Origin of the sequence: Shewanella sp. S1-58-MNA-CIBAN-0166 (assembly GCF_040310085.1) — a bacterium.
In the GTDB taxonomy this organism is placed as follows: domain Bacteria; phylum Pseudomonadota; class Gammaproteobacteria; order Enterobacterales; family Shewanellaceae; genus Shewanella.
The window spans coordinates 56,419-80,728 of sequence record NZ_JBEOPN010000022.1 but is presented as its reverse complement, the minus strand read 5'-3'; the positions used below and the strand labels follow the sequence as shown (position 1 = coordinate 80,728).

Annotated in this window: 24 protein-coding genes and 1 pseudogene; 8 read left to right on the top strand and 17 right to left on the bottom strand. The window is 42.1% G+C overall.

Annotated features, from left to right (window positions below; genetic code table 11):
* Positions 1-39: 39 nt before the first annotated feature.
* From gspK to gspC, 9 genes are all read right to left on the bottom strand, one after another.
* Positions 40-1,026 carry a type II secretion system minor pseudopilin GspK gene (gspK, locus tag AAEY99_RS14090; RefSeq protein WP_162022014.1) on the bottom strand — a complete coding sequence of 329 codons (987 nt, stop codon included), beginning with the start codon at positions 1,024-1,026 and terminating at the stop codon, positions 40-42.
* Complete coding sequence (gene gspJ / locus AAEY99_RS14085; protein WP_101087407.1) at positions 1,026-1,730, bottom strand: type II secretion system minor pseudopilin GspJ; 705 nt, start codon at positions 1,728-1,730, stop codon at positions 1,026-1,028. The genes gspK and gspJ overlap by 1 nt, the downstream gene beginning before the upstream one ends.
* On the bottom strand, positions 1,711-2,121 hold the full coding sequence (gene gspI, locus AAEY99_RS14080; protein WP_310734193.1) for a type II secretion system minor pseudopilin GspI: 411 nt from the start codon (positions 2,119-2,121) through the stop codon (positions 1,711-1,713). Before gspI ends, gspJ begins: the two co-directional genes overlap by 20 nt.
* Before the next feature lie 64 nt (positions 2,122-2,185).
* Complete coding sequence (gspH, locus tag AAEY99_RS14075; RefSeq protein ID WP_101087408.1) at positions 2,186-2,758, bottom strand: type II secretion system minor pseudopilin GspH; 573 nt, start codon at positions 2,756-2,758, stop codon at positions 2,186-2,188.
* 1 nt (position 2,759) lies between these two features.
* Positions 2,760-3,194, bottom strand: coding sequence for a type II secretion system major pseudopilin GspG (gene gspG / locus AAEY99_RS14070; protein ID WP_059745209.1), 435 nt, complete (start codon positions 3,192-3,194; stop codon positions 2,760-2,762).
* Between the two features lie 96 nt (positions 3,195-3,290).
* Positions 3,291-4,523: a type II secretion system inner membrane protein GspF gene (gene gspF / locus AAEY99_RS14065; protein ID WP_101087409.1), complete on the bottom strand. Its 1,233-nt coding sequence runs from the start codon at positions 4,521-4,523 to the stop codon at positions 3,291-3,293.
* Between the two features lie 3 nt (positions 4,524-4,526).
* Entirely contained in the window at positions 4,527-6,071 is a 1,545-nt protein-coding gene (gene gspE / locus AAEY99_RS14060; RefSeq protein WP_409085815.1) for a type II secretion system ATPase GspE, read from the bottom strand.
* Positions 6,072-6,078: 7 nt separating this feature from the next.
* On the bottom strand, positions 6,079-8,211 hold the full coding sequence (gene gspD, locus AAEY99_RS14055) for a type II secretion system secretin GspD (RefSeq protein WP_101087411.1): 2,133 nt from the start codon (positions 8,209-8,211) through the stop codon (positions 6,079-6,081).
* 24 nt (positions 8,212-8,235) lie between these two features.
* On the bottom strand, positions 8,236-9,150 hold the full coding sequence (gspC, locus tag AAEY99_RS14050; RefSeq protein WP_101087412.1) for a type II secretion system protein GspC: 915 nt from the start codon (positions 9,148-9,150) through the stop codon (positions 8,236-8,238).
* Between the two features lie 264 nt (positions 9,151-9,414).
* On the opposite strand from gspC, the gene hslR reads away from it, so the two are divergent.
* From hslR to AAEY99_RS14030, 4 genes are all read left to right on the top strand, one after another.
* Positions 9,415-9,813 (top strand): ribosome-associated heat shock protein Hsp15, encoded by a 399-nt coding sequence (hslR, locus tag AAEY99_RS14045; RefSeq protein ID WP_162022011.1) that lies wholly within the window; start codon positions 9,415-9,417, stop codon positions 9,811-9,813.
* 25 nt (positions 9,814-9,838) lie between these two features.
* Positions 9,839-10,699: an Hsp33 family molecular chaperone HslO gene (gene hslO / locus AAEY99_RS14040; protein WP_182744157.1), complete on the top strand. Its 861-nt coding sequence runs from the start codon at positions 9,839-9,841 to the stop codon at positions 10,697-10,699.
* A gap of 253 nt (positions 10,700-10,952) precedes the next feature.
* Entirely contained in the window at positions 10,953-12,509 is a 1,557-nt protein-coding gene (locus AAEY99_RS14035) for a phosphoenolpyruvate carboxykinase (protein ID WP_351010923.1), read from the top strand.
* A 188-nt stretch (positions 12,510-12,697) separates the two neighbouring features.
* Positions 12,698-14,554, top strand: coding sequence for a M14 family metallopeptidase (locus AAEY99_RS14030; protein WP_101087416.1), 1,857 nt, complete (start codon positions 12,698-12,700; stop codon positions 14,552-14,554).
* Between the two features lie 344 nt (positions 14,555-14,898).
* Here AAEY99_RS14030 and AAEY99_RS14025 read toward each other — a convergent pair whose 3' ends face one another.
* Together AAEY99_RS14025 and AAEY99_RS14020 are read right to left on the bottom strand one after the other, a co-directional pair.
* Entirely contained in the window at positions 14,899-15,033 is a 135-nt protein-coding gene (locus AAEY99_RS14025; protein WP_351010921.1) for a hypothetical protein, read from the bottom strand.
* 101 nt (positions 15,034-15,134) lie between these two features.
* A pseudogene (locus AAEY99_RS14020) lies at positions 15,135-15,398 on the bottom strand (GIY-YIG nuclease family protein); the annotation flags it as partial.
* Positions 15,399-15,557: 159 nt separating this feature from the next.
* Here AAEY99_RS14020 and moeA point away from each other — a divergent pair.
* The gene (gene moeA, locus AAEY99_RS14015) at positions 15,558-16,811 is read left to right on the top strand and encodes a molybdopterin molybdotransferase MoeA (protein ID WP_351010920.1); all 1,254 of its coding nucleotides are present in this window, start codon (positions 15,558-15,560) and stop codon (positions 16,809-16,811) included.
* Between the two features lie 7 nt (positions 16,812-16,818).
* Positions 16,819-17,589, top strand: a complete 771-nt coding sequence (gene moeB, locus AAEY99_RS14010; RefSeq protein ID WP_351010918.1) for a molybdopterin-synthase adenylyltransferase MoeB — start codon at positions 16,819-16,821, stop codon at positions 17,587-17,589.
* 32 nt (positions 17,590-17,621) lie between these two features.
* Here the strand turns inward: moeB and AAEY99_RS14005 are convergent, their stop codons facing one another.
* Positions 17,622-17,828 carry a DUF2986 domain-containing protein gene (locus AAEY99_RS14005; protein WP_351010916.1) on the bottom strand — a complete coding sequence of 69 codons (207 nt, stop codon included), beginning with the start codon at positions 17,826-17,828 and terminating at the stop codon, positions 17,622-17,624.
* Between the two features lie 114 nt (positions 17,829-17,942).
* Positions 17,943-18,110: a YqaE/Pmp3 family membrane protein gene (locus AAEY99_RS14000; protein WP_011635586.1), complete on the bottom strand. Its 168-nt coding sequence runs from the start codon at positions 18,108-18,110 to the stop codon at positions 17,943-17,945.
* A 155-nt stretch (positions 18,111-18,265) separates the two neighbouring features.
* Here AAEY99_RS14000 and AAEY99_RS13995 point away from each other — a divergent pair, with 155 nt between their 5' ends.
* Positions 18,266-19,471, top strand: coding sequence for a GGDEF domain-containing protein (locus AAEY99_RS13995; protein WP_351010914.1), 1,206 nt, complete (start codon positions 18,266-18,268; stop codon positions 19,469-19,471).
* 305 nt (positions 19,472-19,776) lie between these two features.
* A complete protein-coding gene (locus AAEY99_RS13990; protein WP_351010912.1) occupies positions 19,777-20,946 on the top strand; it encodes a GGDEF domain-containing protein in 1,170 nt (389 codons plus the stop codon).
* Between the two features lie 31 nt (positions 20,947-20,977).
* Here AAEY99_RS13990 and AAEY99_RS13985 read toward each other — a convergent pair whose 3' ends face one another.
* The 4 genes from AAEY99_RS13985 to AAEY99_RS13970 all read right to left on the bottom strand — a co-directional run bounded on the left by AAEY99_RS13985 (position 20,978) and on the right by AAEY99_RS13970 (position 24,170).
* The gene (locus AAEY99_RS13985) at positions 20,978-21,655 is read right to left on the bottom strand and encodes a TIGR01621 family pseudouridine synthase (RefSeq protein ID WP_351010910.1); all 678 of its coding nucleotides are present in this window, start codon (positions 21,653-21,655) and stop codon (positions 20,978-20,980) included.
* A 38-nt stretch (positions 21,656-21,693) separates the two neighbouring features.
* Entirely contained in the window at positions 21,694-22,935 is a 1,242-nt protein-coding gene (locus tag AAEY99_RS13980) for a sensor histidine kinase (RefSeq protein WP_101087467.1), read from the bottom strand.
* A 67-nt stretch (positions 22,936-23,002) separates the two neighbouring features.
* Positions 23,003-23,680, bottom strand: coding sequence for a response regulator transcription factor (locus tag AAEY99_RS13975; protein ID WP_041413271.1), 678 nt, complete (start codon positions 23,678-23,680; stop codon positions 23,003-23,005).
* A 13-nt stretch (positions 23,681-23,693) separates the two neighbouring features.
* On the bottom strand, positions 23,694-24,170 hold the full coding sequence (locus tag AAEY99_RS13970; protein WP_242445167.1) for a hypothetical protein: 477 nt from the start codon (positions 24,168-24,170) through the stop codon (positions 23,694-23,696).
* Positions 24,171-24,310 lie beyond the last annotated feature (140 nt).

Here is a 24,310-nt window from a genome sequence, read left to right as displayed (position 1 = left end):
ACCGATCTCAATACGCATTGTTACGCAATGAATTTGTTATTATTGTTGACCACCATACTGACGGGTGAGCACATCTAAATCTTTACCATTACGCTTCAGGACACTATCCATTCGAAATATTGCAGTATCGACTTTGGCACCAGCCTTCAATAAAAAGTACTGACTATCAACCACAAAACTCGACTTTACATTTGCTTCAATCTTTATACCACTGAGTGATGAACCTTCCCAAAACTCTTCAATTTTTTCATATCCATCCGCTGGACGATTGTTAATAACATTTTCAGCTTCGCCGACTGATATTTTATTTTCTAACATTGCTGTCAGTAAAGCTGCTTGCTCAACCTTAATGGTATTTACATTTAATAGCTGACTGTCTTCACCAGGTATTGCACATACATAAGGTAAAAGATTCAGGTAAACATCTTGGTTGAACCCTAACACTGCACGTAACTCACTGCGATGCTGCATCAAGGTATTGGCCGCACGATATGGCACATTACGCGATTCATATTCGGCATCTTCAGCACCATATGGGCCCGATAACGTATCTTCGTCGATATAATCTTTAAGGGTTGACGTTAATTGCTCGGCGCCAAAATCATCAACGCCTAAACTGATCAACAGCGATTGAAACTGTATAGCTGCTACGGTCATTTTGGGCTGACCATTTTCAATTTCATTCGATGCTTGACCGACGGCATTAACATTAAAGCATGATCGCATATCTTGTATTTCACCGACAATTTCACCGTATTCAGCTGGAAAAGCCACATTGGCCAAGGCCCAATACTGTTGTAAATGTACGGTTCCTTCTGAATCTTCAAAATCTTGCTTGAGCACTTTCATCGCCAGCTCTTCAGCAGAAAGGGCATACCAATAAGCCTGGTCGTATTGGGCTAAATTAAGCGTTCGACGCATTGAAAGCTGATTGCGACTACTAATGTTGGTGGCAATAATCACCACCATAGCAACAATTAGCATCACTACTATTAATGCAACCCCGCGTTGCTTTTGGCCGCCCATTATGAGGATTTCCCATCATCGGTTTCATTTTCATCTTTACTATTTGAACCGTTACGGTTGTTGCCACTGTCTTTGTCAGACTTAGTTGCTGGTGCACCTTTAGGCAGTAAAAAACGACGCTGAATTTTACCCAAACCTTCTAATTCTATTTCCATCGCAATCCCTTTTGGCATCACGGTTCCATCAACTTGCTTCTGCCATTTATCATCCATATAAAACGAATACTCAATTGACAGCACATGGTCAATAACCATGCTTTTTAATGGCTCAGCACCTGATACAGGTTCAGGATAAGGATAATACCAACGCTCAAGACGGCCATTTTGAACCACATAGGCAACCGATTGCAGGCTGCCTCTAGGTAACATGCCATCGGGGTTTAACCAGCCCAAACGGTAAAATACCAGAGCTTCGGTTTCAGAGTCGAGGATATTATCGCCAGCCTGAAAAAAACGGCTGCCACGATCACCTTCAAATAATCTAGGGCTACGCGCTACCATTTGGCCCAAATCACGTTCTAACGCACCAAAACCTTGCTGTAATGACTTAAGCCGAGTAGCAAACTCTTTGGTCACTTCATCATTTTTCATTACCGTCGACAATACTGAGTTTGCCGCGATACCCAACATGGCAAAAATCGCAATCGCGATAAGCATTTCGAGTAAGGTAAAGCCGCTGAAATACCTAGGCTTTGTTATGGACATAACTGCTTACCTGAGCCACTACGCGTTTAAATTTGTCGTCGTCACTGACGCTAATACGGATCATTCTAAATTTATCATCGGTGGTTTTAATCACTTCTTGGCGCCAATACCATTCACGGCCAGCAAGTTCTGACTGACCCGTTTTTTGGCCTATATCAGGAAAGGTACCAGGTAATCGCACGTCGACCATTTGATTACTGGCTACCCATTGGGCTAACGTTCGTTCTTCTAAAATGGGCATGTTCGCCATTTGTTCACCCAAACTTTTGGTAACCGATACTGCTGCAATGGAAAACACAGCTAGAGCAACGATAACCTCAAGTAAGGTCATACCACAATTTTTACCGCGTAAGCTTTTAACGCCAGAGTGACTAACACATGAGCGACTAATACCTAAGTTGTTAATACCTGAGCGGTTAACTTTCCCGTATTGAGGGCGTCGATGTGATGTGAGTTTATTCATCTACACGCCCTAATGTTAAACGGCCTAACGCGTCACCCACAACCAGCACATTGACTGGCTGACGGTCATCATTGATCGTATTAAAACCCAGTTCAAAGGGAGTCATCTCTCCGCTGGGAAACAATAAAATTTGCGGTTCAGGATGTTTCTTTTTTTCTTCTTCGCTCTCTTCGTCGATAAAAGGTTCATCAAACCAAGATTCATTTTGCTCGTCTTCTTGAACTAATGGCATGCCATCGATCACAATATCTAAAGTAATACCTGCATCCATTTTTTTGGCCGATAATAGCCGGTCTTGATCAACTGGCATCCATTTGCCTTCTTTATAAAACACAAACTGATATTGATCTTCGTCAATCACAATGCCAATAAACTGACCGCTTAAGACGCTTTCATCAAGCACCATCTCAGTGGCAGTCATAAAACGTTGCGCCTGTTTTTTGAGCATTTGTTCCGGCCCAGCAACACTAATAGACATGGTTACCGCAGAGGCAACCAAACCCATTAGCAATGCCACAATTAACACCTCTAATAAAGTGAAACCGGCTTGACGATGATGAATCATCTTATTGGAAATCTTGTAAATTCCAGCTTCCGATATCGTCTTCAGAACCTGGTTGTCCATCTGGTCCTGCACTGAAGATGTCAATTTTGCCATTTTCACCAGGGCTTAATAGTAAATAGTCACTGCGCCATGGATCTTGTGGTAAACGCTTAACATACCCACCTTCACGGAAATTACGCGGCTCTGGTGACGAGTTAGGCTTTTGCACCAACGCATCAAGACCTTGTTCTGTGGTTGGATAAATACTGTTATCTAACTTATACATATCCAATGCATTTTCTAACGCCACAATATCTGATACCGCTTTTTGTTGATCGGCTTTGTCCTTGTTACCCATCAAATTTGGCACAACCATTGACGCTAAAATACCTAAAATAACAATCACCACCATTACTTCGAGTAAGGTGAAACCACGTTGTTTATTATTATGTTGCATTAATTACTTCCTCTAAAAATTGTCTATATATTCATGCGTAAAATCAGCTATAAATCTTGGTTTACGCTTACCCTACAAAAATCCATAACTTCAAACCTAACCGCTGATCAAGTTATTTAACTCTAAAATAGGCTGTAAAATGGCCATTACAATAAATAATACAACCGATGCCATACTCACGACTAGCATTGGTTCAAATACTCCTAATGCAATATTTACGTTCGACTCAAACTCTCGGTCTTGGTTGTCTGCTGCGCGTTCCAGCATGTTTTCTAGCTGGCCACTTTTTTCACCCGATGCAATCATATACAACATCATTGCCGGGAATAGCTTAGTATTAGTCAACGCCGTGCCTAAACTAGTTCCCTCACGGACTCGCGCCGTAGCCTCATCAACAGCAGCACGCACCTTAACATTTTGCAAAACTTCGCTGGCAATACGCATCCCATCAAGTAATGGTACCGAGCTGGCTGACAAAATACTTAATGTTCGCGCAAATCGGGCGGTATTCAGCCCTTTACTTACTTTGCCAATAACGGGCATTTTCAAAAGGGCTGTGTCATATTTCATCCGCATAATCGGATTAGTCAGCAGTCGCTGAAACATCACCATAGCAGCAAAGATAAGCAGTACGACCACAACCCCCCAATGTTGTACAAAATCAGAGGCGAGAATCAAGAACTGAGTTGTACCGGGTAATTCTTGGCCCATGTGTTCAAACTGCCCAACAACCTTTGGCACCACAGCTGCCAATAACACCGCAATAACACCAATAGCGACCACGGTTAATACAATAGGGTAAATCATTGCTTGAGTAAGCTTGGATTTGAGTTGCTGACGACGCTCGGTATAATCGGCAAGTCGATTAAGTACCACTTCTAAATGGCCTGATTTCTCACCCGAGGCTACCATTGCGCGGTATAAGTCATCAAACACATGCGGAAATTCGGCCATTGAGTCAGCTAAGCTGTAACCTTCAACCACCCGAGAACGCACCGCCATAATCATGCTACCTAAGCGATCTTTCTCAGACTGTTGCCCCACCGCTTTTAACGCTTCTTCAATGGGTAAGCCTGCGGCCACTAATGTCGCTATTTGGCGCGTGATCAATGCCAATTCGGCAACAGAAATACGCTTTTTAAATAGGGAGGCTAAATTAAAACCGCCACGCTGTGAACGGGCTTCTTTCTCACTGACAGGCTGAAGTTCTAGCGGCATAAGGCGCTGCTCACGCAGCTGGCTTCTTGCATGACGCGCAGTATCAGCTTCTATCACACCTTTTTGTTGCTTGCCTTTACTATCAAGGGCTTTGTATTCAAACGCCGCCATTGATTACTCCTCGCGCGTAACGCGCAATACTTCTTCTAGCGTTGTCACACCTGTGAGTACTTTACTCATGCCGTCATGACGAATACTTGGAATCGATTTACGTACATATTTTTCAATGGCTAATTCGCCCCTGCCTCCATGAATTAACTCACGGACATTGTCATCAACGGTAAGTAACTCATGAATACCTGTTCGACCACGATAACCATTTTGACCACAGGCCTTACAACCTTTAGCGCGATAAATAATACGTGTGTCGTTTGCGGTAATACCCAGCAACTCGCGTTCACGCTCATCAGGCTCATGTGCTTCTTTACACTGTGGGCATAATGTCCGAATTAAGCGTTGAGCAAGCACGCCAAGCAAACTTGATGACACTAAAAAGGGTTCTACGCCCATGTCTTGCAAGCGGGTTATTGCCCCTGATGCGGTATTGGTATGTAAGGTTGAAATCACTAAGTGACCGGTTAATGATGCTTGCACTGCAATTTGCGCCGTTTCCAAATCACGAATTTCACCAATCATCACCACATCGGGATCTTGACGTAAAATTGCGCGTAATCCACGGGCAAAAGTCATGTCGACCTTAGTGTTTACCTGAGTTTGACCAACGCCTTCTAACTCATATTCAATAGGATCTTCAACGGTTAAAATATTGGTATCTTTAGAATTGATTTCCGTTAACCCGGCATACAAGGTAGTACTTTTACCAGAACCTGTCGGCCCTGTTACAAGAATAATGCCGTGTGGCTTACGAATTAATTCATCGAATTTTTCACGAATGCCAGGTGTCATACCCAGTTGTTGTAAGTCTAAGTTGCCGGTATTTTTATCTAATAAACGCATTACCACACGCTCACCATGACTTGATGGCATAGTTGATACCCGCACATCGACAGCACGACCCGCAATACGTAACGAAATACGCCCATCTTGTGGTAGGCGTTTTTCGGCGATGTCCAAACGTGCCATCACTTTAATACGCGACACCAATAAAGACGATAATTTACGATTTGGCTTTAATACTTCTTTCAACACGCCATCAATACGGAAACGAACAATTAATTGTTTCTCGTAGGTTTCGACGTGAATATCTGAGGCTTCTTCTTTAATCGCTTCCGATAACAGCGCATTAATTAACTTAATAATCGGCGCGTCATCATCGCCTTCAAGCAAGTCTTCCGTTTGTGGCAGTTCTTCAGCTAGGGTAAACAAGTCCATTTCGTTACCAATATCTTCCATAAGCTGTTGGGCTTCTGAAGAATTAGCTTGATATGCTTGCGTCAGTTTAGCTTCAAACTTTGCCACTTCTAGCTTAATTAACGGTAACTCAACACCCGAGTAGCGTCGTACTTCTAACATGGCACTAAGCGGTGTGTTATCAGTGTAGAAGAGACAAAGCTGCTCGTTTTCTTTCGCTAACACCAATTGAAAGCGGTGCGAGAAGGCAAACGGCAAGCGCTCTTTACTCGTCGAATGAAAAACCTCATCACCTTCAACAACTTCCATGGCAACTTCACTAGATACTTGGGCTAATGGTTCTGTCATCACGCTATCAGTCATTGTTTTGAGCCTTGTCCTTTTGCATGTTTTCATCGATAGTGCGCAAGGCTGGGTCTGAATCACGTATATCGGTGCTCAGCCCTTTGCCGCTTTTATAGCGATCAAGCATGTCATTCACGTCATCTGGCAAGTAAGCCTCTTGATCCCATTCTTCAAGAACCGGGACTTGAGTATTTGGCATTAAATTAATACCACGAGCTTGTTGTTCCAGCTGTAATGCTCTGAAATAATTATATTTACGACCGGCAATCCCTTCCATTGTCATACCGTCACGAATAATGGTGGGCTTAATAAAAATCATTAAATTCTTTTTCGTTTTCTTACTAGAAGAAGACTTGAATAAATGACCTATAAAAGGAATATCGCCAAGAATTGGGACTTTTTGAATACTTTCTTGTACTTCTTCGTTAATTAATCCACCCAGCACTACAATTTGGCCAGAATCTGCCATAACCGTGGTCGTTAAACGACGAGTAGAGAAACTGATGTCGACACCAGTGTTACCATTAACACCCGACACTTCTTGTTCGATAGTTAATTTAACTGACGAACCTTCGTTAATTTGCGGTACCACTTTTAGCTTAACTCCGACTTCCTTACGTTCTACCGTTTGGAATGGATTATCATTGTTAGAGCTTGAAGTTGAACCGGTAATAATCGGCACTTCATCACCAACAATAAACGACGCTTCTTGGTTATCTAGTGTGGTAATAGACGGTGTTGCTAGTACGTTTGAATTTGTATCACTCGACACAGCTTGGATTAACGCCGCAAAGTTACCTGTGGTCACGCCCCACGCCATACCATTCACTTTACCTAATGCTTGCGCGATTAAAGTGTAATCCCCATCAGAGGTTGGATTGGTGGTGGTAGTAGAGCCGCCATCTGAATTGCCTACTGTTACTGTAGTGCCATCAGTTTCGCGTGCAGACCACACACCGGCACCGACTTCACCAATGGTTGGGCCAATGTTGTTAAACTGCGTTAAGCCACCCGCTTCGCTGCCCCATTGCACTCCGAAACCGACGTTATCGCCTTCAGCGATTTCAACAATAATGGCTTCAACGAGCACTTGTGCGCGGCGAATATCAAGCTGATTAATGACGCTTTCAATGGTACGCAGTTGATCTGGTTCAGCACTAATGACCAGTGAGTTAGTGTCGCTGTGGGCCATAATATTGATATCACTACGACGCTTACTTGAGTTGCCTTGCTGAGTACTGGCACCCTCTTTATTATCTTGTAAGTTTTGTGCAAATCCGGTTAATACTTCAACCAAGTCTTCAGCTTTGGCGTAACGTAAATAACGTACCTTGGTGTTACCCGTACTAGCCTGTTCAGCATCGAGGCGTTTAATGAGTTCGATTACACGTTGACGGCTTTTTTCATCGCCACTGACAATAACCGCATTCATGCGTTCATCAGCCACCACTTTAGGCGCTTGGCCAGGCAGCTGTGATTGGTTAGCACTTGAGCGATATAAGGTATCGACTATGCGAACAATTTCTCCTGCAGAGGCATAATCTAAGGCCACGACTTGTACGTCGGTGTCGCCTTGCTTATCAACTCGGCGGACAATCTCTACCAATTTGTTCACTACCGCTGCACGACCAGAAATCATTAACACGTTTGATTGGTCATAGTTAACAACGTTACCGCCACCAGCATTATCATTTAACTGGCGAAGTAATGGAGCAAGTTGTTTCGCTTCAGAATTGTATAATGGAACAATTCGGGTGACCATTTCGTCACCAACACCAGGTGCTTTGTCATCGGCGACACGAATAGAAGCCATTTTGGCGTCTTTGTCTTTAATGACTTTAATGACGTGGTTTTCCATTTCAACCACTGCATAACCATACACTTGAAGTACGTTAAGGAAGAATTGGTAATATTGATCATCATTGAGTAAATCGTAACTACGGACATTAATTTTGCCACGTACTGTTGGATCTACAATAATGGTTTTATTGAGGTTTTTACCGACAATATTAATAAATTCTTGAATGTCAGTGCCTTTAAAATTGGCGGCATATTGTTCCGACCAAGCACTCGGTGCCGCTATCATTGCAGCGCCCATAAGCATTCCAGCAATAATGTTATGTCGGATCCCTTTATTATTCATTCTACTCAATCCTCTAACGCCAAATTATTCTGGCAAACTAAACATGATTTCGACCAACTGCCCTTCACGCTCAACCATGACAGCCATTTCGGTGAGCTCAGGCAGTTGTGCCATCACTTCTAATGCCTGACCCATATCGGTCAGATCAAATCCATTTATTGATTTTGCTAAATCATTAGCCTGAAAACCCGCTTGCTTAAACAACGCGACATCTTTACCAGGATTTAAACGGTAACCCGCTAATTCATCGCCATTACGTACCGGTGAAATAGCTAAAAAGTCTGTAATTTTACTTGGGTCTGCTAACAACTCATCACGAGAATTAGACAAATCTTCAGAAAAACGTTGATTATCACGACGATCAACTCGGGTTACCTGTTGATCGACCTTGGCTTGTTGTAGCTGTGAGTTTGCTGCACCTTGTGTGGTGTATTGAAGACCATCAAGCATTAAGGTTTCGTAACGACCACCATTACTGATAATAATCCGGTCAGCATAAACCTCTTTTAAAGAAGCAGAAGTCCCTTTGATTTTATCGCCTAAACCATAAGTTTCTTGTTGCCCACTTGATTCAATAACCGCTAAACCTTGAGCTTCCTCGGTGGATGCCACAACTCCGGTCAATTGAATAGACAAGTTTGTTTTAGGCGCATCGGTGATTTGCTCTACGACTTCAGCTTTGGGTTTATTGCTATTGTTGTCTAAGCGACCAAAAAGCAATAGGTTACGTACACCGGCAAGCTCAATACGCTTTGCAGTGCCTGCTGAGATGGGGGATGGTTGCCACACCGCAGATTGCGACGATACTGGCATCAACTTCCATGTAATCTGTGCAGCGAGTAGCAACACGATGACCAGTCCAAGCCAAAATACAATCATACTCAATAGCTTATGTGGTATTTTTGCAGCGTTGGTGATCAGTTTATCTAATAAATCCATATGTTATTGGACCCTCTATACGACTTGGTACAGGTCTCTGTTCTAATTGTTAATAAAATGCGAAAATATATGTGTAGCCGTCATGCTAACCCACACAGGATAAAGCAACAACCCCAGAGCATATCGATTGGCGAATCTCCATCAAATATGCTAACTTTGCGCCCATAAAAAGAGCCATAATATTGCCCTCTATTACGATAATACACACATTGTATGGCAGTTAGGTTACTCAGTCTGTGAAATCATCCCTGTTTTGGAGGTCATGTGACTCAAAATCAGCCCGACAAAAGCTTTATTCGGCTCGACAAATGGTTATGGGCGGCACGTTTTTATAAAACTCGCGCTATCGCAAAAGACATGATCAATGGCGGTAAAGTACATTACAACGGTCAACGGACTAAATCCAGTAAGAATGCTGAAGCGGGTGCAAAAATCCGCCTTCGCCAAGGTAATGATGATAAAGAGATTATTGTCCTTCAATTATCTGGCCATAGACAAAGTGCTAATGTAGCGCAAACCCTATACGAAGAAACACCAGAGAGTATTAGCAAACGGATTATAAACGCTGAAGCCCGACGGCTAAATATTTTGAACAATCCGGCACCAGACCATAAACCGGATAAAAAACAACGACGACAGATTATGCGCTTAAAAGATTACTAGGCGCCCAAAAAGTAAGAGAATGCAAATGAACAACGATATTTTACATCGCTACATTTTTGATAATGCCGATGTGCGAGGCGAGATAGTCCAATTAGAAAGCAGTTACCAAGAAGTGCTTTCTGCACATATCTATCCGGTTGCCTTACAAGCCCTAATCGGCGAGTTAATGGCCGCAACATCATTACTCACGGCAACTATCAAGTTTAGCGGTGACATTAGCGTGCAGTTACAAGGCGATGGCCCGGTTTCTTTAGCGGTAATTAATGGTAACAATAAGCAAGTATTACGCGGTGTAGCACGTTGGAACGGTGATATTGCTGCCGATGCAAGCTTGCAACAAATGTTCGGTAAAGGTTACATGGTCATTACGTTAACGCCTGATGAAGGTGAGCGTTATCAAGGTATTGTATCATTAGACCATGTCAATCTAGCAGCTTGCTTAGAAGAGTATTTTAATCAATCAGAGCAGCTACCTACCCAAATACAGTTATTTGCTAACGGCAAACAAGCGGCAGGAATGTTGTTGCAAGTATTACCAGCAAAATCGGGTAATACTGACGACTTTGAACATCTCTCAGCATTGACCTCGACCATTAAAGCAGAAGAGTTATTCACGCTTGATGCTGAACAGGTATTACATCGCTTGTATCATCAAGAAGAAGTACGCTTATTTGATCCTGTTGATGTTACGTTTAAATGTAGCTGTTCTCGTGATCGCAGTGCTGCAGCAATCAAAACGTTACCCCAAACTGAAGTTGAAGAGATTCTAGCTGAGGAAGGGAAAATCGAGATGGATTGTGAGTATTGCACAGCAAAGTACTCTTTTGATGCGATAGATATTGCAGCGTTATATTCTGGTAGTCATAGCAGCCAGTCACAGCAGTAATCAATGTCGTTACCCACAACGTAACCACTTACAGAAAAAGCGCGCAATGCGCTTTTTTTATGCCTTAACCGTCTAAAGAAAACATCAAACGCCAAAAACTTTCAAAAAAATTACCAAACTGTTCGTTACCGCTGCGTTAACTTGCGTTACAATCCCCACATTAGCTTATAGCCATCGCGCAAAAATAATAACAAGCTAAGTTTGAATACCTAACCCCCAATAGCTTTTCACTGCGAAACACGACCTAAAAGACATGGAGATCAACACTATGGCGGATGTATCTAACCGCGTTCACCTCAACCCTACGACAGCACAGTTAGTAGAAATCGCGCTTCTTCGTGGAGAAGGTCAGCTGACCGCAAATGGTGCCTTAGTGGCCAAGACAGGGGAAAGAACGGGTCGTTCACCTAATGACCGATTTATCGTCAAAGAGGCAAACACTGAAGCCGATATTGAATGGGGCAAAGTAAACCGTCCGTTTGATGCTGGCAAATTTGATGCGTTATGGGGCCGGGTAGAAGCCTACCTTGCAGACAAAGAACTGTTTACGTCAGAACTCGAAGTTGGCGCTGATGATGAACATTACATTCCTGTACGTGTAACCACTGAGTTCGCGTGGCATCAACTGTTTGCTCGTAATTTATTTATCGCTCCAGAAACCTTTAATCGTGGTAGTAAAGACACCTGGCAAATCATCAATGCGCCAGGTTTTGTCTGCGAACCTGAACGTGATGGTACAAACTCTGAAGCCGCTGTTATTCTGAACTTTGCCGAGAGAAAAGTACTGCTTGTAGGGTTGAAATATGCAGGTGAAATGAAGAAGTCGATGTTCTCGGTGCAAAACTTCTTATTACCCGCTAAAGGTGTGTTACCCATGCATTGTTCGGCCAACGTCGGCCACGATGGTGATACCACATTATTCTTCGGCTTATCGGGTACCGGTAAAACCACGCTTTCAGCTGATCCAAAACGTTTCCTGATCGGTGATGATGAGCACGGCTGGGCACCTGGTGGCGTATTTAATATCGAAGGTGGTTGCTATGCAAAATGTATCGACCTTAGCCAAAAAAATGAACCTGTGATTTGGGATGCGATTCGTTTCGGTACCGTACTCGAAAATGTGGTGCTTGATGAACAGCGAGTGCCTGATTATAAAGATACTAGCCTGACTGAAAACAGCCGTGCCGCTTATCCTTTAGAGCATATCGCTCAACGTAAAGAAGATAACCGTGGTGCAGAACCTCATGCAGTAGTGTTTTTAACCTGCGATGTATCAGGTGTATTACCGCCTGTGTCGATATTAAGCAAAGAACAAGCTGCATATCATTTCTTATCGGGTTACACCGCGAAAGTTGGCTCGACAGAAATGGGCTCAACGTCTGCAATTCAGTCAACTTTCTCGACGTGTTTTGGTGCACCATTCTTCCCACGTCCAGCAGGAGTGTATGCTGAACTACTCATGAAACGCATTGAGTCGTTTGGCAGCCAAGTTTACCTTGTTAACACTGGCTGGACCGGTGGTCCACATGGTGTAGGTAAACGTTTTGATATCCCGACAACTCGCGCCATTGTGGATGCTATTGTCAGTGGTGAGCTAAAAGATGTTGAAACCGTTTATATCGATAAACTGAATTTAAACGTGCCTGTTAGTGTATCGGGTGTTGATACTGCTTTGTTAAACCCAGTCAACACTTGGGCAGATAAAGCTGAGTATGACAAATATGCACAACAACTAGCACAAGAGTTCAGTGATAACTTTGCAAAATATAAAGTGTCTGAAGCCATCAAAAATGCTGGCCCTAACGTGTAAACACGTTACCCATTATTCGCAACGCTTTATTTAACGCGATGTAATTTAAAAATCCCAACTTCGGTTGGGATTTTTTATCAGCACTGTTCCAGTTCATTTATAAGGGTAAAAGCAACTGAAACTGTTGATAGGCAGTGTTATGATGCTATTACCGTATTTCGACACCATCACCATTCACAGGGATATTCATGCGCCGCTTTTTGCTTGCTAGCTTAATGGTTAGTCCGTTACTCATCTGTTCCACTTTCACTCATGCTAACAATGCTGTGTCTGCTCCTCAAGTACCGGCAGAGCAAATAACGCATCTCGAAAACGACAGTATACTACCGCCAATTCATCCTTGGTCAGGCGCCAGTGAAAGCTTACTGTTAAGTGCAGATCAACCATGGGCAACCCCTTTTGAGCAACAAGGTTATGTTTCAAGCCCGAACTATCACGACACCATGGAATGGTTAGACAAACTCGTCGACAGCACCGACGTGTTGCAAAAAGTCAGCATTGGTAAAAGCCCCCAAGGGCGAGATATATGGATGATTATCGCGTCACAAGATGGGGTATCAACGGCACAAGCATTAAGTGACAACGGTAAAGCAACGGTATTAGTGCAAGCAGGTATTCATTCTGGTGAAATTGACGGTAAAGATGCAGGTATGATGCTGCTGCGAGATATCAGTCATCGTAACAAACGCGATTTGCTTGAAAACGTTAATTTACTGTTTATTCCTATTTTCAGTGTCGATGCCCACGAGCGGAGCAGCAAATTCAATCGAGTAAATCAACGCGGGCCGGTTAATATGGGCTGGCGCACTACTGCTAACAATCTTAATTTAAACCGTGATTATGCTAAAGCTGACACTCTAGAAATGCAGCACCTCATTCAAGCGATTAATATATGGCAGCCAGACTTATACATTGATATCCATGTGACCGATGGTATTGACTACCAATACGATGTCACCTTTGGCTACAACGTTGCACAAGGCTATAGCCCAAGTATTTTTACATGGTTAGAGTCTATTTACCGCCCAGCGGTTGAACATGCATTAACAGAGCAAGGCCACATTCCGGGCCAGTTGGTATTTGCTAACGATAATACAGACATGACTAAAGGCTTGTCATTGTGGAACCCTAGCCCACGCTTTTCCAATGGTTACGGTGATGCTCGTCATTTACCGACTATTCTAATAGAGAACCATAGCCTTAAACCTTATAAGCAACGCGTTCTTGGTACCTACGTTACACTTGAACAAACTCTTAAAACGGTGGCAAAAAATAGCACCAAGCTAAAGTCTGCGATTAATGAAGACAAATATCGTAACCCAAGTAAGTTAACCATCAACTGGCAAAATGAAACCTTAGCTGAAGGAAAAGACTTTAAAGGGATTGATTACCGTGTTGAGCAAAGCCCAATCAGTGGTGACAAAGTTGTCCGCTGGACTGGAGAGCCTAAGTTATATGAAAACTTACCGATTGTGGCTAACACAAAAGCAGATATCACGGTAACTCGGCCTGTGGCTTATTATATTCCGCCACAATGGACAAACGTTATTGAGCGTTTATCTTTGCATGGCATTAGAATGACACAACTGAATAAGCCAACGTCGATAACCGCGCAGCAATATCAATTCAGCGACCCACTATTCTCAAGTGCTGATTATGAAGGTCATCAAACGGTAACGGCAACAACGACTATTCACAAAATAAATACTCTCCTGCCAACGGGTAGCGTGCGTATTCCAACCGACCAACCTTTGGGTGACTTAGCAATGCTATTACTTGAACCTCAGGCTGAGGATTCATTGTTTTATTGGGGAATGTTCAATACCATTTTTACCCGCACTGAATACATTGAAGACTATGCCGTGGAGCCTTTAGCAGCAAAAATGTTACTCGACAACCCAGCTCTACAAGCTGAGTTTGATCAAGCGCTTAAAGATCCTGATTTTGCTAAAGATAGCCAAGCAAGATTACGCTGGTTTTACCAACGCAGCCCATATTATGACAACGAATACATGAAGTATCCGGTGTTGCGAGCGTCTAAATAAGCTTCAACGCTATATAGACAATGAGATTAAATAACGCCGTATCACTCCACAAGTGCTGCGGCGTTTTTTGTGGGATGCGGTAAATCAATCCATAAATCTTGGTTTTGAAAAGGTGTTTGTGGCGCTAACGGTGAATTAGTTAAGTCAAAAATTCGACTGTGGCGATATCGACTCAGTGGGAACATATCTCGAGTTGTTTCATACTGCTCAATAAACTCATGTAGCTGACCTGTCGCAATGAATGCCTCTAAACCTTGAGTAATGCGTTGCGCTAAGCGTGGATGGTCATTGCTAACAACAATATCCGCCGAGCCATAATCGTCAGCGGTTTGGGTTAATAGCAGCTATAACAAGTCGTAATAATATTGGTAAGTGGTATTTTCTGAAGATTGAGCTGGTTGAATGCGTACTTGTTCTGCCGCTGAAGGAAATGCAGTGCAACACATGATCAGCGCAACACTCATTAACGACTTGACCATTGTGGATTAACCATTGAGATTCCATCATTTCAGTCTAGTCGTAAAAAAACTGTAAACCAAAATTTTGATATGAAAAACTTATAAATATAGGTAACTTATCGTTACCGTGGACAGGTTAACTCATACTGTTCAATCAATAATAATTTTTGCTGGCGAGTATATTTTTTAACAGCAATTTCGCGTTTTGACGCTTCACTTCGATCAGCTAATGATTCTTGATAAACTAGGGTTAACGGACCTTTCCCTCTTAAATATTTAGCTGCTTTAGGACCACTGGCTTGATGCTCGCCAAAACGACGTGAAATATCCGTGGTAATACCGGTGTATAAATGCGAGTTTGCACAGCGAATAATGTATAAGTACCAATCGGTATTGGCGTTATTTTTCGACATAAAATATAAAACCTTAAGTGTGATCATAAAACTCTTGTGCCATCATGGCATACTAAGCACCATTAAAAGCAAAGACCTATTTCAGCCAAGATACAGTTGATAGTATTTTAGCGATTCATTAAGGAAGTTCTGATGTCCAGTAATCAAGACCCTTGCGCTCAACCAACATTGCTTCATCCCGATCAAGCAATTGAGCAACTTTTAGCTCAAGTTGAAGCAACCCAAGATACCGAGCTCGTCACATTAACCCAGGCTATCGATAGAGTGCTAGCGGAAGATCTAGCATCGAGTATTGATTTACCCCCATTTGATAACTCGGCAATGGACGGTTATGCATTTCGTTTTACCGATTTAGCCGCATCACAGGATAAAACAACCCTTACCCTCGTGGGTAGTTCTTTTGCAGGCCACCCTTTCGATGGCCAAGTATCACCCAATAGCTGTATTCGTATTATGACCGGCGCCCCTGTACCTGTGGGTTTTGATACCGTGCAAATGCAAGAAAAAGTCCAAGCCGACGATAATCAAATTACCATCGAGCACCCACATCGATTAGGCGCTAATGTCCGCCGTCGCGGTGAAGAGCTGCTTGCAGGTGCCAAAGTATTGCACAAAGGCATCACTATCCGCGCAGCTGAAATGGGCGTACTCGCCACTATCGGTATTAGCCAAGTTAGAGTGACACGTAAACTAAAAGTCGCCTTCTTTTCCACTGGTGATGAGTTACGCCCTGTAGGAAGTGAACTGGCTCCCGGACAAATTTATGATTCTAACCGTTATTCAATCCAAGGCTTACTCAGTAAAAGCCATGTTGACTGGGTTGATTTAGGCGTAATAGCCGACAATAAAGAAGCCATTCGTGGTGCATTTAAAGAAGCAGCCAGCAAGGCTGATATGGTATTAACATCTGGCGGAGTCTCAGTGGGTGAAGCTGACTTTACTAAACAGATTTTGTCTGAAGAAGGCCAGATTACCTTTTGGAAGCTCGCTATTAAACCAGGCAAGCCATTCGCATTTGGTAAAATAGATAACGCTATTTTTTGCGGTTTGCCCGGTAATCCAGTTTCTTCGATGGTAACGTTTTATAAACTCGTGTTGCCCATTTTACATAAAATGCAGGGACTTAAGCCTGTTAAACCGTTATTTTGCCAAGCAAAGTTACTGACCGATATACGAAAACACCCTGGTAGAGTCGAATATCAACGCGGCATACTCAGTCGAAATGAATTGGGCGAACTTGAAGTAGCGATTACTGGCGGCCAGGGCTCAGGCATGCTCACATCAATGAGTTTAGCTAATTGTTTTGTGATATTAGATCAATTCCAAGGCGACACGCCAACAGGCGCACAAGTCACCGTAGAGCCTTTTAATAGCGTGTTGTGTTAGGAATAGTATGGATTCACTTGATCAAGAGATACTCACTGATAATGAAATGCTGCGCTATAGCCGGCAGATCTCTATTAAGGCTATCGATATCGATGGCCAAGAAAAGCTCAAGCTTGCCAAAGTATTAATTATTGGTGCTGGTGGTCTAGGCTGTGCAGCAAGTCAATATCTTGCCGTGGCTGGGGTTGGTGAAATCACCTTAGTTGATTTTGATACCGTAGAGCTGTCTAATTTGCAGCGCCAAGTATTGCACTACGACGCCAATATTGGTCAAGCAAAAGTTGAATCGGCTAAGCAATCGCTGATGCTGCTAAATCCATTAATTAACATCAATACCATTAATGCGCTATTAGATGATGATGAGATAAACGTGTTGGTGAGTCAACATAGCTTAATTCTGGATTGCACTGACAATATGTTAGTACGAGAACAGCTTAATAAAAGCTGTTTTGAGCACCAAGTGCCTTTAGTGTCGGCCGCGGCTATTAGAATGGAAGGCACTGTTACAGTATTTGACTACCAACAACACAGCCCTTGTTATCAATGTTTTAGTGCCTTATTTGGTGAACAACAGCTAACTTGTGTTGAAGCAGGCATTCTTGCGCCAGTGGTTGGCATGATTGGCTGCATTCAAGCAACAGAAGCAATTAAAGTCATCACGGCTATCGGCGAGCCATTAACAGGGAAATTGTTGATGATTGATGCGATGACCATGGAGTTTAGGCAAATGCGTTTACCTAAACAACCACATTGTAAAGTATGCGGTGTTAATCCGTAGATAAAATCATCTCTAGGGTCATCGCTATAGTGTTACAGTGCTGGCGAATGTACAGCGCCAGAGTCGCTTAATGCGCTATCAGCTAAATCAGCTGTTGGCGCATTAACCAATTGAGCTTGGGCAAGCTGTGCACGTTCTGCTTTGGCAATATAAGGCGATTTATTAGCAGCATGCAGCTTAGCATTGGCTTTTTTTGCTTTAGCTTTCAGAGTTTGATTAATTTTCTTTTTACGGTTCATATTGGTCACTTGATAGCATTTCTACGAGGTAATTATAATCTCAAACTGATTAAAACCCTATAGATTCCAGCTTATCAGTGACCAAACAACATCAATAGCATAGGGTATTAAACATTATTCTTGTAAGACTACCCACAAAGCATGAACAAGCCCTGGTACAAAAAAGAAAATACATAATAAGATATTTATTAATAAGTCTTTACCCATGCCTTTTTTGAGCAAAACTGCTACAGGCGGCAGTAAAATCGCAATAATCACCAGTAATAATTTATTAGAATCCATTTTAGTTACCTTATTTAAGTTGATTAATTTAGCTAAAGTTATTATAAAAATAGTATACGATACAATTTGTTAACTAGGACAATTAGCCTATTATTCTAGCTACACTTTTGATATCAAATTATGGAATAGTCTTATTCACGATACTAATGAGTCATATGGAACATAACCAAAGTATTATTTTTGTTCAATTTTTTAGCTTAATCGCAGTAAGTTGCGCCATAGCTTGGACATTGCTTGCCAGTCTATTACGCATCGCACCTAAAGCCAGTTGGTGTTTCGCCGCTACCAATATTTGTACTCTTATTGGCATTTTGCTTTATACCCAACGTACTGAAGCAATTAACTATTTATACTGGTTTGTGGCAGACATGACAATACTTGTGGGGTTTGCTCTAGTGCGTTGGGGCTGCCAACATTTATTTAAACAGCCTTTATCTTACCGATTTGATCTGATATTGCTGGCAACCACCGCATTATTAATGCTGTTGGTCCCACCATCCCTGACCTATGCAGTCTACTTAGTTATTGTAATGAGTATTACCGCAGCAACGTTCATCACCCTTAGTGGTATTGATAATTTTCGGGCGGTAAAAAAACACTTACCGCTGTATTATGCGGCGTTGATTAACGTGCCTTTTTTCACCATTGGCTTACTGTTTATCATTCGCGCAGGGGTTTTATTGCTTTTTCCCGATGAACTTGCCAACATTTCAGCAGCAGACAAGCTTAACTCATCGTTAGTCATGTGGAGCTACATCATATTACTGCTACTCACTAACCTAGTATTGTTTGGTAATGCGCTGACGCGCTTAGTTTACAAGGTCGCCAGATTAGCCAATAAAGATCAGCTAACGGGCTTATGGAACAGGCACTCTTTATTGAACAAGCTCGAAGAAGTTGACGCCCTATGGCTTCGAAATGGGTTGGCATATAGTTTAATGGTACTCGACTTAGACCACTTCAAACGCATTAACGACACCTACGGTCATTTAGCGGGTGACTTGGTGCTCAAGAATACCGCCGACATATTACAACAATCATTGAGGAAAATTGATTTCATTTGCCGTTATGGTGGTGAGGAGTTTTTAATTATACTGCCATTAACCAATAAAAAAGAAGCTCAAATAGTGGCCGAAAAAGTACAGCAAAAAATCAATGAAAATAAGGTTTTATGGCAGAAGACCCATATCAATACCACTCTCAGCATTGGTTATGCTACCTGTAAAACCCACCTCAGTATTGAACAATTATTACAACTCGCTGACGACGCTATGTACCTTGCTAAAAGTAAAGGCCGCAACACAATTTGCTCAATGGATTCAATGGAAGAATCAACTGTTAAGTCAACACAGCAACTGTAATCAACTCAAACATAGAATTCATAATGCACATCATCATCTTTAACCAATAACAGCCTAAAAATCTATTCTAGATAATAAACGCTTTTATTTAGCTATCTAGTGACCAGGGCTTGCCAGAGAGGCTTGTTACAAAAAATAGCATTGACCATCATAAATTTTAAGTAAATCCATCTTATTGATTTCCACCATCAGTTAATTAAATTAACGTTAAATAGAAAACATTAAACTAAAATATTGCCATTAAAAAATTTTTACACTAGCCTCAATGGCATATTTAATAAGAAATTACCTTTATATGCACCTTTATGACGGAACATGAATCCACACAAATATTAATGCAAGTATTGTGTTTACTCGCAGCTGCAGCAACCGCCTCTTGGTGGGTTATGGCTTATCCAATGAGAGTTGCACCTAAGGCAAGTATTCATTTTTCATTAGCAAATTTATGCGTACTGATTGGCATGTTGCTTTACACCCAACGAACAGACCAACCTAGTTACCTTTATTGGTTCACGGCTGATGTAATGATCTTACTTGGACTGAGTACTCTTCGCTGGGGTGCACAAAGACTATACAGATTACCCAGTAGCAAATTATTCGATTTAACCGTCATCACTATGGCGGCGATATTGATGCTTTTGGTCACACCACAGCGCACCGAAGCCGTTTATTTGGTCTCTATTTTATCTTTAGCGGCATCAATATTATTTTTTGGGCTAGCTCGAGATCATTTACACGCATTTAGAGATACATTTACGGCTTTTGCTACCAACTGGTTAGTTATCCCAATAGCATTAATTGGCTGTTTATTTCTACTAAGGCCCATCATACTGTTATTTTTTCCAGACAAAATCACTGTTTTTGCCACCTTAAACACGGCTGATGCTAAACCGACACTATGGGTATATATCATACTGATATTACTTGTTAACATTTTAATTGTGGGTAACTCCATCAACAAGCTCGTGACAAAAATCCTCACCCTTGCCAACCGTGATGCTCTTACCGGTATTTGGAATCGTCATTCTCTTGATAAGCAATTACAACACATCCACAGTAGTTGGCACACTTCCAACATACCTTACTGCATCCTCTTAATCGATTTAGACCACTTTAAAGCGATTAATGATAATTGGGGTCATGCTATGGGGGATATTGTGCTGGAGAAATCAGCGAATGCTATTAATAATGTTATTCGGAATGACGATTTTTTATGCCGTTATGGCGGCGAAGAGTTTCTGATTTTATTACCAAACTGCACTCTAGAACAAGCTCATCAAATGGCTTCACGATGCCAGCAAGTACTTGCCGACCTTATTATTGATACAGGGGAAAATAAACTTGCCATTACTGCTAGTATCGGTTGTGCGATTGTCACACAAGACACACCAATTAAGCATATTCTAGCGCGAGCCGACAAAGCCATGTATAGCGCAAAAAAAGCGGGCCGTAATTGCATTGAGACAGCAGCTTAAGTTTACCTCTGATAGGAGTAATAGGCAGAGATTAGTCTTTACTAGGCCACGATAAGTCATTCGGTGATTGCCATTGGTTCATCATAAGTTGTTGGCACTCAGGTAACAAAAACTGCTTACCAAACTGAGGCAGTTGCTGGAAAGAATAAACCTGCTCTAGAAAGGTAAAATACAAACTATAGGCATGTAAATAACATCTATCGCTCAGCTCATCACCATAGAGTTTATCGCCTAAAATAGGTACACCAATACTGGCTAAGGCCACTCTTAATTGATGGGTTTTGCCACTCAGCGGTTTTAGTAAATACATCCGCATACCAGAGGCAATACTCTGACTAAAAAACTGTGTCACTGCAGGGTTTTCTGTGGTTCGCAGTAACTTATACATACTGCGACGCGACTTAGCCATATCGCCAATAATCAAGCCTTGTTTCTTTTTAGGTTTACCACAAGCTATCGCCAAATAATATTTTTGAACTTTATGCTCAGTAAACATTTTGGTAAACACATTTGCAGCCTGAGGGGATTTAGCCACAATCAGCAAACCAGAAGTCGGTGTATCGAGCCGATGAACAGGGTAAAGCTTATAACCTACATCAGCCTCAGCCTGTGCAATCACTCCAGCATTGCCATCTTGGCTATGAAAATGAACATTCACGGATTTACTGATGACAATAAAGTCTGTTTGATCACTGATCACTTGGTACATATATTATCCAACAACGATTAAATGGGAGGCTTGCGAGGTTATTTAAAGTGAATACTCACGAGTAAACCAGGGTTATTATCGAGTAGTGAAATCGTCGCTTTGTGACGCGATAGAATAGCCTTTACCATCGATAATCCTAAACCAGTGCCTTTGTAATGGCGGCTAGGGTCTAAACGCACTAAGCGATCGAATACCCGCTCTTTATCCTCGTCAATAATACCCGGTCCATTATCACTAATTTGAATGTGTTTACCGTGTTGAATAATATTAATCGTGGCGCCATTAGGTGAATACTTTATCGCGTTATCCACTAGATTAAACAAAGCTTGGAACAACAAATACTTATCGCCATTCACGTGAACATCATCTGCTAGACTAATACTCAATACTTGGTCGTGACTCTCGGCAATCACCTCAGCCATTTCAAATAAATCTTGGCAGATTTGCTGTAAACTCACCGGCTGTAAATCAAGCGTTTGCTGACCTTCTTCGATGCGCGTTAACGATAACATCGCATCAAAAGTCCCCAAACAGTGATCTAACTCTTCGAGTAACTCAGCGGTGGCATCGGCAAGTTCAGCTGTAGGTTTTTGCGACAACAGCTCAATACCAATACGTAAATGCGATAATGGCGTGCGTAAATCATGGGCAATGTTATCGGTCACCCCGCGAACAGCTCGTAAGTTTTGCTCTAAGGTGTCGAGCACTAAATTAAATTGCCGTGCCAGCATGTCAAATTCATCTTGGCTTTCGCTTACTGGCAGACGGGTTTCATAGTGTCCAGCTTCAATCTGTTCACTCAAACGGTTATATTCGACCAGTCGTCTCAAAATGGCTTTTGAGAAAATATAGCCTAACGCTAGCGTGAGCCCTAAAGTGAATGCAACGGCCCAAAATGCAGCGTTAATAAACTTCTCGATTAAAGCCGCGAGTTGATCGGTACGTGTAGCAATTAATACTGGGCCATAACGGGTGATAACTAAGCCACCAGTAAGAATATGCAGTTTATCTGGACCACCAGTAAAGATAGGGAAATCTTTCGTTTCAGGCAGTTGTGGCATATTTTCGGGTAAGAAAGTCAATGCGCCCACCATATCTACACTGTTGCGCCAGGCAATCAGTGCAGTTTTAGGATCGGCAGCACGAATTTGAGCCGCAAAACTGCGACGGTTAACCGTTAATGCTAACTGTTGATAGCGCTGCATTTCTGCAGCTAGATGTTTATCTACTTGATTTTGTTGCTCGATCACTAACTGTCTATAGAGACTAAGCACCAACATAACAATGAGTATGGTTACTAATGTCGAGAAGATCAGCGTGATCCGCCACGCACTACTTTGGTAAGGCTTAATGCCTTTTACAAAGGCGATATCCAGCCCCTCTAACGGTTTCAATTAACTCACCATGCCCAAGCTCTTCAAACTTGCGACGTAACTTGGCAATATGCACATCAATCACATTGGTGCGAGGATCAAAATGGTAGTCCCATACAGCTTCAAATAATAATGTGCGGCTAATCACTTGATTAGGATGCTCCATCAAATACTTAAGCAATTGAAATTCTTTTGGTTGTAGCATTAACTCGCTATCGTCAAGGGTGACTTTACGGGTTAATAATTCCATCTTTAAACTGCCCACTTCAATTTCGGTGGCAGCCGGTTCAACCACGTTACGTTGCGCAAGTTTTTCTGCTCGTACTAACAATTCTGCAAAGGCAAATGGCTTGGTCATGTAGTCATCACCGCCCGCACGTAAACCTTTTACACGCTCGTCAACATGACTTAATGCCGATAAAATAAGTACTGGTGTTTTATTACCACTGGTACGCAGAGCAGACAATAATGTTAAGCCGTCTAGCTTTGGTAACATGCGATCGAGGATCAGTAAATCATATTGGTTATGCTTGGCTAACGTGAGGCCTTCTTGACCATCAGTCGCGCTATCAACTTGATATTTCTGAGCCGTAAATCCGTCGGCTACATACTTTAACGTAGTAGCATCATCTTCAACCAATAAAATACGCATAGTCATAGAGTCTTTAATCCCATTTGAGCAAAGGTAGTGGACGTAGAGTCTCAATATCGAAAGCAATAGTATTTCTACTATCTTGATTGAGTAACTTTAGTTCGAGATAACTAATTGATAAATCGTGGTCCAATTCCGCCTGTGTTAAATATCCTTGTTGGTTTTCAATCGCGAGGGTCACTAATTCTGAAAACTTCATATGCTTAGCTTGCAGCATTTTTGCCGCATTAACTTGGCCAATATCATCAGAGGCATAAGCAGACGATTTTTCAGTTAATAATGTACCGTCTAAGGCTCGGTATTCGTATTTATTGATTCGGTGAGTCTCTACGTTAACCATAGAAATCTTATACACCAACAAACCTTCTTCAACATCAACATCAAAGTCACATATGGTGCCTTCGTCTTGTTGCTCTAATTGTTCCATGACCGTTATTGGCTTTAAAAAGTCGCCATTGATCAATAAAGAGTGCATAGATGGTGTGGCCATCACGGCACAAGGAAGAAAGCATATTGCTAGCAGCAACCGAACCATCACAAGCCTCTATATAATTGAAAATTCTATCACACGCCTACTCTACCTAAGAGCAGCCAAAGTCCCAAGAAATCTAAGATTAATAATTGATCATA

Bases quoted from the DNA above. Each gene is read 5' to 3' on its own strand.
- gspD (WP_101087411.1), bottom strand. From the start codon at position 8,211: ATGAATAATAAAGGGATCCGACATAACATTATTGCTGGAATGCTTATG.
- gspH (WP_101087408.1), bottom strand. From the start codon at position 2,758: ATGATTCATCATCGTCAAGCCGGTTTCACTTTATTAGAGGTGTTAATT.
- moeA (WP_351010920.1), top strand. From the start codon at position 15,558: ATGTCCAGTAATCAAGACCCTTGCGCTCAACCAACATTGCTTCATCCC.
- AAEY99_RS13980 (WP_101087467.1), bottom strand. From the start codon at position 22,935: ATGTTGGTGCTTAGTCTCTATAGACAGTTAGTGATCGAGCAACAAAAT.
- AAEY99_RS13975 (WP_041413271.1), bottom strand. From the start codon at position 23,680: ATGCGTATTTTATTGGTTGAAGATGATGCTACTACGTTAAAGTATGTA.
- AAEY99_RS14005 (WP_351010916.1), bottom strand. From the start codon at position 17,828: ATGAACCGTAAAAAGAAAATTAATCAAACTCTGAAAGCTAAAGCAAAA.
- hslO (WP_182744157.1), top strand. From the start codon at position 9,839: ATGAACAACGATATTTTACATCGCTACATTTTTGATAATGCCGATGTG.
- AAEY99_RS13985 (WP_351010910.1), bottom strand. From the start codon at position 21,655: ATGTACCAAGTGATCAGTGATCAAACAGACTTTATTGTCATCAGTAAA.
- gspG (WP_059745209.1), bottom strand. From the start codon at position 3,194: ATGCAACATAATAATAAACAACGTGGTTTCACCTTACTCGAAGTAATG.
- AAEY99_RS14025 (WP_351010921.1), bottom strand. From the start codon at position 15,033: ATGGTCAAGTCGTTAATGAGTGTTGCGCTGATCATGTGTTGCACTGCA.
- AAEY99_RS14030 (WP_101087416.1), top strand. From the start codon at position 12,698: ATGCGCCGCTTTTTGCTTGCTAGCTTAATGGTTAGTCCGTTACTCATC.
- AAEY99_RS14035 (WP_351010923.1), top strand. From the start codon at position 10,953: ATGGAGATCAACACTATGGCGGATGTATCTAACCGCGTTCACCTCAAC.
- AAEY99_RS14000 (WP_011635586.1), bottom strand. From the start codon at position 18,110: ATGGATTCTAATAAATTATTACTGGTGATTATTGCGATTTTACTGCCG.
- gspK (WP_162022014.1), bottom strand. From the start codon at position 1,026: ATGGGCGGCCAAAAGCAACGCGGGGTTGCATTAATAGTAGTGATGCTA.
- gspJ (WP_101087407.1), bottom strand. From the start codon at position 1,730: ATGTCCATAACAAAGCCTAGGTATTTCAGCGGCTTTACCTTACTCGAA.
- gspF (WP_101087409.1), bottom strand. From the start codon at position 4,523: ATGGCGGCGTTTGAATACAAAGCCCTTGATAGTAAAGGCAAGCAACAA.
- gspC (WP_101087412.1), bottom strand. From the start codon at position 9,150: ATGGATTTATTAGATAAACTGATCACCAACGCTGCAAAAATACCACAT.
- gspE (WP_409085815.1), bottom strand. From the start codon at position 6,071: ATGACAGAACCATTAGCCCAAGTATCTAGTGAAGTTGCCATGGAAGTT.
- AAEY99_RS13990 (WP_351010912.1), top strand. From the start codon at position 19,777: ATGACGGAACATGAATCCACACAAATATTAATGCAAGTATTGTGTTTA.
- AAEY99_RS13970 (WP_242445167.1), bottom strand. From the start codon at position 24,170: ATGGCCACACCATCTATGCACTCTTTATTGATCAATGGCGACTTTTTA.
- moeB (WP_351010918.1), top strand. From the start codon at position 16,819: ATGGATTCACTTGATCAAGAGATACTCACTGATAATGAAATGCTGCGC.
- AAEY99_RS13995 (WP_351010914.1), top strand. From the start codon at position 18,266: ATGGAACATAACCAAAGTATTATTTTTGTTCAATTTTTTAGCTTAATC.